Source organism: Wolbachia endosymbiont (group A) of Beris morrisii (genome assembly GCF_964028185.1).
GTDB lineage: Bacteria > Pseudomonadota > Alphaproteobacteria > Rickettsiales > Anaplasmataceae > Wolbachia.
Window position 1 is genome coordinate 1,423,687 of record NZ_OZ034760.1, and the last position, 12,851, is coordinate 1,436,537.

General features: G+C 36.3%; 12 protein-coding genes and 1 tRNA gene. 5 read left to right on the forward strand and 8 right to left on the reverse strand.

Annotated elements, in window-relative coordinates; genetic code table 11:
* Nucleotides 1–269: 269 nt before the first annotated feature.
* Nucleotides 270–1,892 carry a hypothetical protein gene (locus ABWU69_RS07575; RefSeq protein ID WP_353285143.1) on the reverse strand — a complete coding sequence of 541 codons (1,623 nt, stop codon included), beginning with the start codon at nucleotides 1,890–1,892 and terminating at the stop codon, nucleotides 270–272.
* A gap of 77 nt (nucleotides 1,893–1,969) precedes the next feature.
* On the opposite strand from ABWU69_RS07575, the gene priA reads away from it, so the two are divergent.
* The gene (gene priA, locus ABWU69_RS07580; protein ID WP_353285144.1) at nucleotides 1,970–4,312 is read left to right on the forward strand and encodes a primosomal protein N'; all 2,343 of its coding nucleotides are present in this window, start codon (nucleotides 1,970–1,972) and stop codon (nucleotides 4,310–4,312) included.
* Nucleotides 4,313–4,321: 9 nt separating this feature from the next.
* Here the strand turns inward: priA and petA are convergent, their stop codons facing one another.
* The 4 genes from petA to ABWU69_RS07600 all read right to left on the reverse strand — a co-directional run bounded on the left by petA (nucleotide 4,322) and on the right by ABWU69_RS07600 (nucleotide 8,096).
* Nucleotides 4,322–4,921 carry a ubiquinol-cytochrome c reductase iron-sulfur subunit gene (gene petA, locus ABWU69_RS07585; RefSeq protein WP_265034699.1) on the reverse strand — a complete coding sequence of 200 codons (600 nt, stop codon included), beginning with the start codon at nucleotides 4,919–4,921 and terminating at the stop codon, nucleotides 4,322–4,324.
* 86 nt (nucleotides 4,922–5,007) lie between these two features.
* Complete coding sequence (gene gyrA / locus ABWU69_RS07590; RefSeq protein ID WP_265034700.1) at nucleotides 5,008–7,716, reverse strand: DNA gyrase subunit A; 2,709 nt, start codon at nucleotides 7,714–7,716, stop codon at nucleotides 5,008–5,010.
* 52 nt (nucleotides 7,717–7,768) lie between these two features.
* Nucleotides 7,769–7,841 (reverse strand) — tRNA-Val (locus ABWU69_RS07595).
* A gap of 66 nt (nucleotides 7,842–7,907) precedes the next feature.
* On the reverse strand, nucleotides 7,908–8,096 hold the full coding sequence (locus tag ABWU69_RS07600) for a hypothetical protein (protein ID WP_341812819.1): 189 nt from the start codon (nucleotides 8,094–8,096) through the stop codon (nucleotides 7,908–7,910).
* 15 nt (nucleotides 8,097–8,111) lie between these two features.
* On the opposite strand from ABWU69_RS07600, the gene ABWU69_RS07605 reads away from it, so the two are divergent.
* On the forward strand, nucleotides 8,112–8,336 hold the full coding sequence (locus ABWU69_RS07605; RefSeq protein WP_265034702.1) for a hypothetical protein: 225 nt from the start codon (nucleotides 8,112–8,114) through the stop codon (nucleotides 8,334–8,336).
* A 4-nt stretch (nucleotides 8,337–8,340) separates the two neighbouring features.
* On the opposite strand, the gene ABWU69_RS07610 is transcribed toward ABWU69_RS07605, so the two are convergent.
* Nucleotides 8,341–9,216, reverse strand: a complete 876-nt coding sequence (locus tag ABWU69_RS07610; RefSeq protein WP_353285145.1) for a tetratricopeptide repeat protein — start codon at nucleotides 9,214–9,216, stop codon at nucleotides 8,341–8,343.
* 463 nt (nucleotides 9,217–9,679) lie between these two features.
* On the opposite strand from ABWU69_RS07610, the gene ABWU69_RS07615 reads away from it, so the two are divergent.
* Nucleotides 9,680–9,868: a hypothetical protein gene (locus tag ABWU69_RS07615; protein ID WP_265034466.1), complete on the forward strand. Its 189-nt coding sequence runs from the start codon at nucleotides 9,680–9,682 to the stop codon at nucleotides 9,866–9,868.
* Nucleotides 9,869–10,467: 599 nt separating this feature from the next.
* Here ABWU69_RS07615 and ABWU69_RS07620 read toward each other — a convergent pair.
* Nucleotides 10,468–10,878 carry a DUF1284 domain-containing protein gene (locus tag ABWU69_RS07620; protein WP_353285146.1) on the reverse strand — a complete coding sequence of 137 codons (411 nt, stop codon included), beginning with the start codon at nucleotides 10,876–10,878 and terminating at the stop codon, nucleotides 10,468–10,470.
* Nucleotides 10,875–11,402 (reverse strand): biotin transporter BioY, encoded by a 528-nt coding sequence (locus ABWU69_RS07625; protein ID WP_265034704.1) that lies wholly within the window; start codon nucleotides 11,400–11,402, stop codon nucleotides 10,875–10,877. Before ABWU69_RS07625 ends, ABWU69_RS07620 begins: the two co-directional genes overlap by 4 nt.
* An 81-nt stretch (nucleotides 11,403–11,483) precedes the next feature.
* On the opposite strand from ABWU69_RS07625, the gene ABWU69_RS07630 reads away from it, so the two are divergent.
* Nucleotides 11,484–12,071 (forward strand): nitroreductase family protein, encoded by a 588-nt coding sequence (locus ABWU69_RS07630; RefSeq protein WP_341818888.1) that lies wholly within the window; start codon nucleotides 11,484–11,486, stop codon nucleotides 12,069–12,071.
* Nucleotides 12,052–12,840, forward strand: coding sequence for a diaminopimelate epimerase (gene dapF, locus ABWU69_RS07635; RefSeq protein WP_265034706.1), 789 nt, complete (start codon nucleotides 12,052–12,054; stop codon nucleotides 12,838–12,840). The genes ABWU69_RS07630 and dapF overlap by 20 nt, the downstream gene beginning before the upstream one ends.
* Nucleotides 12,841–12,851: the final 11 nt, after the last annotated feature.

Sequence of the window (12,851 nt, forward strand, 5' to 3'; positions counted from 1 at the left end):
AAGGTAATTCACACAGCAAATGGTGTCATTCCAGTGCGTGACGCTGGAATCCAGCTTTCTATGCAACCTCATCAAAAACATTTATTTAGTACAGATTAGCTACTTTTTACGCTCACCAAATCAGTTTGCTTGCTCACAACCTGGATGCCAGTGCCTATGACACCCTTCCTAGTGAAAGTTGCTCTCAAATCGCAATGTTCATGCAGTTGTGCACACAATACTAGAACCCAGAAAAAACATGTCTAGACGAGCTATTCGAACGACATTAGTTACGCAGCTTTCATAACAGCTTCACTATTACAACATTTGTTTACTGTTATGTCTGTAAGATACCCTACTATACCACCTAATGCTGCACCTGCAATTCCTAATAATACAGCAGTTGCAACTACTCCAATAGCAACAATCTCAGGTATAATTCCTATTGCAGCTAGTGTGGCTCCTACAGCACCAAATAATAATGCTAAGCCTATAACTCTTGGGGAAATTCCTGAAGCTTGTTTTTGTAAGGAATCATGTATTTTATTGTCTACTACAGGTGGCTGATTATCTTGCTTTTTTGGCTGTAGATTATTATTAGTTCCATTACTGACAGGTGTTTGCTGCAATGGAACTGCACTGCCTGTAACCGTTTGTAGGCCACCATTTACTGGTTGCTTCTGTTGTGCAGAAGTTGGGGTAAATGGTTGTGTAGTGACATTGCTTGCAGTCGGTTGTTCTAAAATTTGCTCATTATCACAGTTAATAGCCACATTGCTACCCACTTTTGATTGAAATGATTCGGTAAACACTACACTGTAATCTACATCATCAATTATTGTTTCTGAAGTTAGATCTGGATTTTGATAGTAAGTTATAGTGGCATTAGATATTTCGGGTCTACCTTTTATCGTTCTTTTTACTAGCTTTTTCTTTTCTATTTTGCACACATTAAACCGATCAGAAAAACTGAAAGTTAATTTACCTTTAAGTTCCCTTTCGAAATCACTCACAAAGCTATCTTTAAAATCAAATGGAACAGAGATGTGCTTTCCACCTAGAAAGATCTCTCGCATGCAGAACTTATTAGGGGCTGTTTTAATACGCTCAACTTCAAGCTCCATAACCTCTTTGATAGCTAGGTACATTATACCTTCAGCTATTTTTGGATTGATTTTATTAATCAAATTTCTGATATACTCTTTATCTTCTTCAGCCACTATAATAACTCTAATGTTAAATCTTTCACATAAGTATTCGTTAGGAATTCCATACCTACCTCCACCTATAAATACTCCTCCAATTCCATCTCCTAAAACTACTATTGGAATAGTAGATAATCTATCATATGCTTCTTCCATAGATCCATCATCTTTCAAAAGCTTATTAGCTTTTTCCATAACACTTTTATCTACACTTTGTTTATGATATTTTTTAAGGTATGTTTCACAAAAACTATTATAGTTATAACTGTGTTTCTGCATTGCCATTTCTGCGTAGCGAAATGTGTTAAACAAATGCGAGCTTTCATTATTAAGCCCAACTGTTGACACACTATTTTGGCTCACTGTGTTTGGATAATGGGAACCTGGACTATATCTATTTTTCTCATATATCAATTCGCCTACAACAACAGGTATTCCCCTTACTTTCATTTCATTTTTTGGTAGTAATTGGCCATTTGTAAAAGCAAATGCTGAAAAAAATGCCCAAGCATTGGTACCGTGTGAAGCAAAAGTTCTCTTATCAATCACATTACTGCGTACATTCAATCTAACTTCAGGGTGTTCCCTTTTAAATTCCTCACTTATCTCAAATAATTGTTTTCCCGACTCGCTTGGTCTTCTGTTCTGCATAAAGTTCTTATGAAGTTCAGAAAATTCTATTAGTTTCTGTATATGAGCCTCTTGCATATTTACCATCCTAGCCAAATAAACTTACATAATACCAGTTTAACCCACAAAAATCAAGCAAACAAATCCTTAAAACAATGCTAAACTCAATCACTATGGCAAGAACAGTTGACGTATTACTACCACTTCCAATTGATCAGTTATTTTCATATGCAATTGAGGAAAATACTGAGATTTTACTTGGAGATTACGTAGTGGTGCCATTCGGCAAAAAACGCTTAATCGGAATAGTTTGGAAATACAGTGATAAAAGTAACCGAGAATTAAAATTTATTGAGCAAAAAATCGATTTACCAAATATTAGACCAAAATTGATTGCGTTTGCAGAGTGGGTTGCGCAATACAACTTAATACCTATTGGTATGCTTGTCAAAGTGATAATGGGAGGAGTGTTAAAAGTAAACCAAATAGACAAATTGATTTGTGCTAAGCAGAAGCAGGAAATAAGTGAAATAAGTTGCCAATTAAGCCCTGAACAGCAGGTAGCTAGTGATGAAATAATAAGCAATTTGAACGAATATTCAGTGACTTTGCTTGACGGTGAGACAGGATCTGGAAAAACAGAAGTTTATTTGTCTGTGATTGCACAATTGATTAAGAATTACACTGCCGTTCCAAATGCTGCTCAGACTTTACCATCTCAGTGCCCAGAAACACAACTGTACAAACATTGTGATTTGGGTCTACCAAGAGGGTGTCATCCGAGTAGCCTGACACTGGGATCCAGTTTTCCATATAACCTCATTACAAATGTTTATTTTAACTTAAGACCAATACCTAATTTACAATCAAAATTCCTGGATTCCAGTGTCAAGCACTGGAATGACACCTTTGTACTCAAGGCAAAACCCACTGTAACATTTAGCATACCGTCTTTGCCACGTACTAGTATGACACCAGAACGTGTTGAAATGACATCAGGAGAAGGTAATGCACAAGTTTTAATCCTCCTACCTGAAATTGTTTTAACTTCACAATTGGTAAATCGTGTTCGCGGTCAGATATCAAAAAACTTAGTTGAATGGCACTCAGGGCTCACTCCAAAAACTCGCCGGAATAATTGGCTCAATATAGCAAGTGGAAATGCGCAGATAATTATTGGTGCACGATCAGCACTTTTTTTGCCTTATAAAAACCTAAAATTGATTATCGTTGATGAAGAGCACGACTCATCTTTTAAACAAGAACAGGGAATTATATATAATGCTCGAGATATGGCGATAATCTTAGCCAAATTTGAAAATATTCCGATTATTTTATCATCAGCTACTCCACTGCTTGAAACGATTCATCATGTTAAAAGCGGGAATTACAATCATGTAAAGCTAACTAAGCGATTCGGTGGTGCAGAATTGCCACTCATTAAAGTAGTGGATATGAGAAGCAACAAGCAATGGATCTCCGATGAGCTTTTTGAAAGCATCAAACAAACCATAGAGAAAAAACAGCAGGTTATGCTTTTTCTAAACCGCAGAGGGTATGCACAACTGGCAGTTTGTAAAAAGTGTGGATATAAAATTTCCTGCTTAAATTGTGCTGTTTGGCTTACATATCACAAGAAAAAAAATGCTCTTTTGTGCCATCATTGCTCTTATCAATTGAAACTTCCAGAAAAATGTTCTAATTGCCAAGGTGAACAGTCATTGTCCCTTTATGGCGTAGGAATTGAAAGGTTACTTGAAGAAATGGTGAAATTAATACCAAACGCAAAAACTGCGATGATAAGCAGCGATCAGAAGTCGGTTAGTAACGTAATTGACTTGGTACTGAAAGAAGAGGTGAACATTATAATCGGCACACAAATAATTGCTAAAGGGCACAATTTTCCCAAATTAACTTTGGTTGGAGTAATAAATGCAGATTTGAGTCTCGAAAATTCTGATTTAAGAGCAGCGGAAAAGACGTATCAATTGTTGCACCAAGTTGCAGGCAGATCAGGAAGGTTTAATGAAAAAGGAATGGTAATAGTGCAAACCAATAACCCTGAAAGTTCAATAATAAAAGCATTGCTGCATCAAAAAAGGGACTCATTTTATGAAATTGAACTTAAGTCAAGACGTGAAGCCAAAATGCCACCATTTAGCAGATTAATAGCGCTTATAATTTGTGGTAAGAATCAGATTGCGACACAAAAAGCAGCGAATGAAATAGTAAAATCTCTTCTCCGTCATCCAAGTAGCTCAACTACTTGTATCCAGGAAGAAAATGTAGGTGCAGACAAAAAGGAATTTGAAATTCTTGGCCCATCACCAGCAGCGATAAATTTTTTAAATAATAAGTATCGGTATAGGGTATTATTAAAAATACACAATAAGCACAGTCTATCCATACAAAAAAAGCTGAAATATTGGATTAAAAATTGTAACTTGAATTCGAGTATTGCAGTGATAATAGATGTTGATCCTGTGAGTTTTTTTTAACGAGTTCCGTTAAGCTTTCTTGCCAATTACCACAACATTCTCACTGGGAAAAAAATAATCAGGTACAGTCATATTTTTTGGTGCGGGCCCCCCAATTACTCGGCCTGATGTGTCATAATATGAACCGTGGCAAGGACAGAACCAACCATTACCATCTCTTGTAGCATGGTCAACCGGTACACACCCAAGATGTGTACATATTCCGATCATGATTAACCATTCATCTTTTCCTTCGCATACTCTTTGCTCGTCTGACTGAGGATCCCTCAAGTTCTTTACATTCACAGCTCTTGCAACCTCAATTTCTTGCTTTGTGCGTCTACGAATGAATACTGGTTTACCTTGCCACTTTACTTTTACTCCGTGTCCTTCCTGAATTCCAGACAAATTCACCTCCACTGTGGAAGTTGCTAGAACTTCAGCAGAAGGATTCATAGACTTAACCAGTGGCCAAAGTCCACTTGCAGCTCCTATACCCGCCATAGCGCACGTAGTTAATGTTATAAAATCTCTCCTACCCTTATTTTTAGTAAGATCTTTAACAGGAGGTGTTTTTTTATCCTCTTTGTTTGCCAGTGGTTTTTTATTTTTAGTTAAATTTTTGTCCATCGATCTCTACTTAGCCATAAGTATATATTTTAATTTAAATACTGCGTATTAATCAACAAAAACTTGCGCTTTTTGTTTAACCTGTACTACAGTTGAGAAGAGATAGAGTTTTCAACTTCAGAAATACTATCTTCAGTGGAATCAGGATCTTCAATTTTCGCTACTGACACCACCTTTTCTCTACTCTCTGTTTTAAACAGAGTGACTCCTTGAGTGCTACGTCCTGCAATTCTGATATCATTTACTGAAATACGAATTAACTTTCCTTTATCTGTAATAAGCATGATATTATCACCCTGCTCAACTGGAAAACTAGCAACAACATTGCCGTTTCTGCTGGTAGTAAGAATATTGGTGATACCAACACCACCCCTGTTAGTTATTCTATACTCATACGCAGAAGTTCTTTTACCAAAGCCATTTTCGGTAATAGTTAATATAAACTCCTCATTCACTGCAAGTTTTAAGAATAATTCGTTATCTATTCCTAAATCATTCAAAGTCTTTTCCAATTTAGAATCAATGGAGTTATTAATTGCAGTCCCCAGTCTTTTTGCAAGTGGAACTTTTAAGTAAAGTTCTTTTGTTTCTGTTGCTACACCTATCCCATTTAATATGGTCATGGATATCACGCTGTCATTCTTTACAAGTTTGATACCTCTTACGCCATCTGAATTGCGACTCTTAAATTGACGCACATCACTTACAACAAATCTGATACTTTTTCCAAGCGTTGTTGAAAGTAAAACATGATCAATTTCATTGCATACTTTAACCGATATTAATTTGTCTCCTTCATCGAGCTTTATTGCTATTTTTCCATTGCTTGGAATATAGTGAAAGTCCGCTAAAGAGTTACGCCTTATGTTTCCATAGGCAGTAGCAAAAACTATGTTTTGATTTTCGTCATTTTCACTTGGCAACGGCATTATATTAGTTATAGTTTCACCATCGCTAAGCGGAAATATGTTAACAAGCGCTCTTCCACGTGCAGTTGGTTCTGCAAGAGGCAACTTATAAACCTTTAATCTATAAACTCGGCCAATATTAGAAAAGAATAAAAGGCTAGTGTGGGTATTTTCAACAAATAATTTTGTGATTACATCCTCTTCTTTTAACCCCTGTCCTAGCTTTCCTTTTCCACCACGATGCTGAGTTTTGTAGTGAGAAAGCTTCACACGCTTGATATAACCATTCATAGTTACGGTTATCACCATATCCTCTTGTGGAATTAGATCTTCAGCTTCAATGTCCGTATCTGATTCCTCTATTGCAGTTTTTCGTGGTACGGCAAATCTGTTCTTTATTTCTTGTAAATTGTTTTTTATTTCCTTCATCAACTTCTCTTCTGAGCCAAGAAAAGCGATATATTCTTTTATCAGGTTGATCATTGAACTTAGCTCAGCTTCTAATTTGTCTTTTTCAAGGCCTGTTAAACGCTGCAGTTTCATATCAAGGATAGCCTTAATTTGTAGCTCAGTTAATCTATACACTCCATCTTTCAAAAAGCTTGCGCTATCTGAAATCAACTCAATAATAGTGTTGATTTCATTCGAAGTTTTCCATTCTTTATTTAAAAGTTCTCTACTTGCTTCCGCAGGATCTTTTGCACCACGGATGATTTTTATCACTTCATCTATGCTCAAGACCGCAATGTAGAGCCCTATATATATATGAGCTTTTTCCCTCGTTTTTCTTAGACGAAATTCTGTTCTCCTGATTAATACTTCTTTTCTAAAGTCAACAAAAGCAGCTATGATTTCTTTTAATGACATCAAAGCAGGCTTGTTGTTGTTAAGGACTAAAGTGTTAACACTAAAACTACTTTTTAGTGGAGTGAGTCCCAGTATTTGATTAAGTATAAAATCTGCTGCAGCATTTCTTCTGAGGTCAATTACTACTCTAATACCAGACTTATCGGACTCATCCCTAATTTCTGTTATGCCATCAATTCTTTTTTCTTTTACAAGTTCACCTATCTTCTCAATTAATTTTACTTTATTTACCTGGTAAGGTATTTCATCAATCACTATTGCTTGCCTATCTTGTGGCAGGTCTTCCATGTGAGTCTTGCCTTGCACAACAATTGATCCACGACCCGTTGCAAATGCTGATCTTATTCCAGACCTTCCAAGAATCGTTCCCCCAGTTGGGAAATCCGGCCCTGGCATCACTTCAAGTAACTCATCAAAAGTAACTTCAGGATTATCTACATATAATATACAAGCATCTATTATTTCTCCAAGATTATGAGAAGGAATATTGGTTGCCATACCAACTGCAACACCACTTGCACCGTTTACCAATAGATTCGGAAACTCTGCAGGCAGCACAATAGGCTCTGTTTCATTTCCATCGTAGTTTGGCCTAAAATCAACTGTATCTTCATCAATATCATTCAGTAAAAAGTGCGACACTTTTTGAAGTCTTGCTTCTGTGTATCGCATTGAAGCTGGTGGATCTCCATCTATCGAACCAAAGTTACCTTGCCCATCAATAAGTGGTAAAAGAAGAGAAAAATCTTGAGCCATCCTGACCAAGGAATCGTAAATAGCTGCATCACCATGTGGGTGATATTTCCCCATTACATCCCCTACTATACGAGCCGCTTTTTTATATGGCTTACCGGCATCGAATCCAGCTCTTGACATTGCATATAATATACGCCTATGAACAGGTTTAAATCCATCCCGCACGTCAGGTATAGCCCTGCTTATGATAACGCTCATTGCGTAGGAGAGATAAGAATCTTCCAGCTCTTTTACTATTGAGATTGGTACTATATTATCCTGCATTTTCTATACTTTGATCGAAGTAATTAATAATACTAACATTTAGTTAAGCAAATGGGCAATGACAGACTTGAACTGCCGACCTCCTCGGTGTAAACGAGATGCTCTACCAGCTGAGCTAATTGCCCCTTTAGATCTAATTCTATAGCTCAATATTATTATTGTAAACAAAAATAGCGATAAATTGTATCCGTTCAGCAGAGTGGCAAAATAGGTAGACAAGGTGATCTAAAAAGATAATCATAGGGTAAATGTGAGCTTACAATAAATGGTGTCATCCCAGTGCCCAGACACTGGGATTCAGAAAAAAGAATGGTGTCATTCCAGTGCTTGACACTGGAATCCAGCTTTTTCATAATCATTAAAACGTTGTATTTTAACATAAAACAGCTATTTTTATGCTCGCCAACTTAATAAAATTCCTGGATCCCAGTGTCAAGCACTGGGATGACACCCTCCTGATGGGCCAAAATCACAATGTTCGTACAGTTATGCATTTGTTGTGCAAATTACCTTTGCAAACAAATGTTCGTACAGCTGTGCGTCACGCACTTTGCTTCAATATTTGCACATTAGCCACTCCCCTGAACAGATACGATAAATTAGATTTAGGTAAGCTATAAGCTTTTATGAAATCTTTGGGTGCATACTGTGGAGTTTTATAAATTTTAGTCTTGCTGTCACTTTGTATAAAGGTATTTTTTCACTCACATCTTTCGAAGTTGTAGCCATGTTCAACAACTTTAAGTAGAATATTGTAGCATTTTTAAAATCTGAAAGTTTATCTAGAATAACAGCTAAATTATAGGTATAAAAAATATTGTTTTCATCAAGGGAAATAGCAGTTGTCATATACTCCTTACCTTTTACATAATCCTCCTTTTTCATATAAATCAGACCTAAATTTGCTAATAAAGGAGCATAATTTTTATGTATATCATACAATTTTAACATTTCACTCAACGCCAGATCAGGATCATATTGTGAGATTATCGTCAGAAAATTTTTTAATATGTAAGGGTTACTAGGGTGTTCTTTTAACAGTCTTGTGTAAATCTCTACAGCTTTTTTGTATTCTTTATTAACGTAATAAATGTTCCCCAATCCAATTAAAGCATTTTTATGATAAGGAAACTTTGCGATAATCTGATTAAGGAGAGAAATAGCTGTCTCATTATCTCCTAACTCAAAAGAATCTTTTGCTTTTTTTAAAGTAGAGTATATGTCAAAACTCTTGCCAGAATTCTGCGCAATTTTGATATTAAATTTATCACTTTTTCTCTCAATAACATCAAGATCTTTATATTTTTTATCAGCTTTTATATGCTTGACAACACTATCAAAGGCCTTCTGTATCTCCAAATTTTCACTAGCATAGGTAACAGAAGACCTACATAAAATCACAATGCAAATTAACATGCAGACAAACATAGATCTTAGTGTTGTGGCATTGGCTGCAGCGTGTAACCAGTAAACCTTATTTTTTTGAGCTATGCGCAACACATTACAAATTTATAAATGCTAAATTACCTATCTCATACAATAATAAAGATATTATTAATTAGCGGGACGAACATGCTGTGTTGCCTTTTAGAACGCACTTATCTTTTGTCTTCTACATTTTGCTTTATTAGACTTCTTGCATAACCCAAACTTAAGTAGAAAAAAGGCAAATAGTTAATATAGCTCTAAGTTTACCGATGATAAGAACCGTCATTCAAGTAGCCCCTCCCTGCCATCTAAGTAGCCTTCTTCTCCTGTCATCCCAGCACCTTCTTCCTGTTATCTAAGTAGCTGACTACTTGGATCCAGAAAACTTAACTTTAAATAAGTGGCTGCATCTAGATTCCAGACTGAAATGACAAGGCTATAAGTGTCAACACTGGGTTAGCCCAAGCGAGACGTCATACCGCCACGAACCGTCATACCGCCGCGGTATCTCTAGATCCCGCTAACACGTAGCGGAATGACGATTGTCAGGCTAGCTGTCATCCCAGTTTGGAATCCAGGAAAAAGAATGGTGTCATCCCAGTGCCCAGACACTGGGATCCAGGAAAGTTTGCTTGTTTACAAGCAAACTAGCATAGAAAGTGGTTACAACGTTTTCGATGAGATTATATGGAAAACTGGATTCCAGTGTCAAGCACTGGAATGACATCACAGGGGCACTGGAATGACACCTCTCTTGGGCTCTTTTAGCTACAAACATTAAGAAATTTACCAAATAAAAAAAAAGGCAAAAGAAGCCCTGGGGTTATTATCCGCTTTAAAATATTGGCGTTTTTTATGTTTTAAACGCTTGACAAGCGAGATTCAGCTGCTTTTAATTGCAACTAACCTACGCTGCAAATGTTTAAGAAATTTACTAAGCAGAAAAAAAGACAAAGAATCCCCGAGTTAGCTAGTCTTTTACTATCTCTGTCGAGTATTGGCATTTTTTGATGTCTTGTAACGCTTTATAAGCGCGTTCAGCTTATTTAGATAAAAATCTAGATGTAGATGAAGTTTTGTAAAGACATACAGTATCTATATACTGCAAAAAATTGAACATAAGACGCCGATACATTAAGTAATCCTTACCTTTTAATCTGCAGATTGGCGAAAGCAAATACAATAGCTTCAGTTTTATGATAAGGGGGCTGGCGAAGCTTGTCAAGGAAGTTTTTTCGTTTCTACTGAATGACAATTGTGGTTTGGGAGGTGATGCAAGAAGTCTATTTCCACAAAAATGCTTCAATTTATCTTAACATTTTGTCAACTACCTTTGTAGGAATGACAATTTAAAAGGGCATCTTTACATATTCCATATGGCTGCCAGTTGCACCCTTCACATGCGTAATCAAATTTCTTTAAAGACATTTTCTCTCTAATCTTTTTTATTGCCTCATTCCAAGTTAAAGCCTCGCCAATTTTTATTCCTAAAATTTCCATATGCCTTCTATCTAGCTGTAAAACTTTAGCTTGTGTGGTACATTCACCTTGTTTAGTCTGATTTGGACAAGCACTACAGATACTATCAAGGTTACCAACTACTTCGATTTGAGTGTTAGGATCACTAATTACTTTGCTTGCTATCTTTTTATAATTTTCTACAAAACCCTGAGAATACCCATATCCCCGAAACGCGAGGGTGCACATAAAATGATGAGGGCGAAATTTTATCATTTTTTCAAATATTGCAAAGCTGCTACAAGTAGAAAAATTTTTACCAAACCAGGAAGGATAAATGGTAAAACACCCACCATTATTGCTTGTTCCAGACCCAAGTAAACAGCAAGCCAACTAACACCACAAATAAAGATTATAACTGTACCAGCCAGACAACTTAAAGAATTACACACAAATGATTTATACTTAGAGTTCAGTAATTCATTTACTTCGCCCATCACTATGACAGCAGCTAAACAGCCAATTAAATATCCACCTGTTGGTCTGAGAAAAATGTGATAACCACCAGAAAAATTCGCAAGAACAGGAAATCCTATTGCACCAAGTGATAGATATGTAAGCACAGAATAGAATGCTGTTCTGCGGTTAAATTTAAGCCCAATAAGCATTACTCCTAAAGTTTGCAATGTGATAGGCACAGGCTGCAATGGTATGCTTATTTGAGCCATCAAGAATAAAAGTAAAACGCAAGACAATATTTCAGCCAGTGTTGATCTACTGCTAGATTGTGTTATAAACATACCTTCCCAATAAAAATAACTTATAAAATGTAATATATATAAGAGGTTTTGCAATTTAAATTTTGTTTATATTGTGCTACAATGAATTATTTATGCACTATTAAATTAAAAATGATAAGTAAACAAGATCTATTATCGTTGATGAAAGCAAGACACAGCGGACGTTCATACGATCCTACAAGAGCAATATCTCAGGAAGACATGGATATTTTAATGGAAGCTGTAAGGCTGACTCCCTCATGTTTTGGTGATGAACCTTGGAGATATGTGATATGCAACAAACAGAACAATCAAAATGCATGGGAAAAGCTGCTAAGTTGTCTTGATGAATCTAATCAAAAATGGGCAAAAGATGCACAAGTGTTAATCATATCTTTCAGTGCTAAAAATTTCCGCAAATCTGGTAAAGGAGAAAATCTTTGGGCTAATCACGACACTGGTGCAGCGAATTATGGACTTATGTTACAAGCTGCAGCTATGAACTTAATGGCCCATCAAATGGGTGGATTTGATAGAGATAAAATAGTGAAAGAGTTCAATATACCCAATGACTTTAACGTAATGTCAGTGATAGCGGTTGGTTACGAAGAAGAGGGTGCTGAAATCAAAGAGAAAAAAAGAAGGTCAGTAGAAGAAATATTTTTCTACGATGAGTGGCCAAAATTCTGAAAATTTTATCAAAATGCACGGTACTGGCAATAATTTTGTTATCATAGACTCACGTTCAGCAAATGATTTAAATTGGAACTATAAAAAAATTGCTAACCAAAACGGTTGCGATCAAGTCATAGTGATAACAAACTCCAGTTTAGCCGATTGCTTTATGCATATCTATAATGCTGATGGTAGCAAAGCTGAAATGTGCGGAAATGCAGCACGTTGCGTTGGATATTTGCTAATGTCAGAAAAAGGTGCTGAATACTCCATTATTGAGCTAACAAGCAAACGCATCTTAGAGTGTTTTAAAGTGGGTGATAAATCCATAAAGGTTAACATGGGTAAACCTTTGCTAAAATGGCATGAAATTCCCTTGTCTACTGAGTGTGACACTCTTCACTTACCTATAGAGCTTGAAATGCTAAAAGATCCTGTTGCAGTAAATATTGGCAATCCTCACATAGTTTTTTTTGTTGATAACATAAGTGAAATACCATTGCGAAATTTAGGACCAAAGCTAGAAAATCACGCATTATTTCCTCAGAAAATTAATGTTAGTATTGCACAAGTTGAAAAATCTGGAGAAATAGCTTTAAGAGTTTGGGAAAGAGGTACAGGCATTACTGCATCGTGCGGTAGTGCAGCCTGTGCAGCACTTGTTGCATCCACACTACGTGGATATCTGACTGCCCAACAGACTTCAGTAGATTTACCAGGAGGTAAGTTATTAATCGAATGGGCAAATAACGTATTCATGACCGGTGATATAGGATTTTTGTGATAATTGTTTTC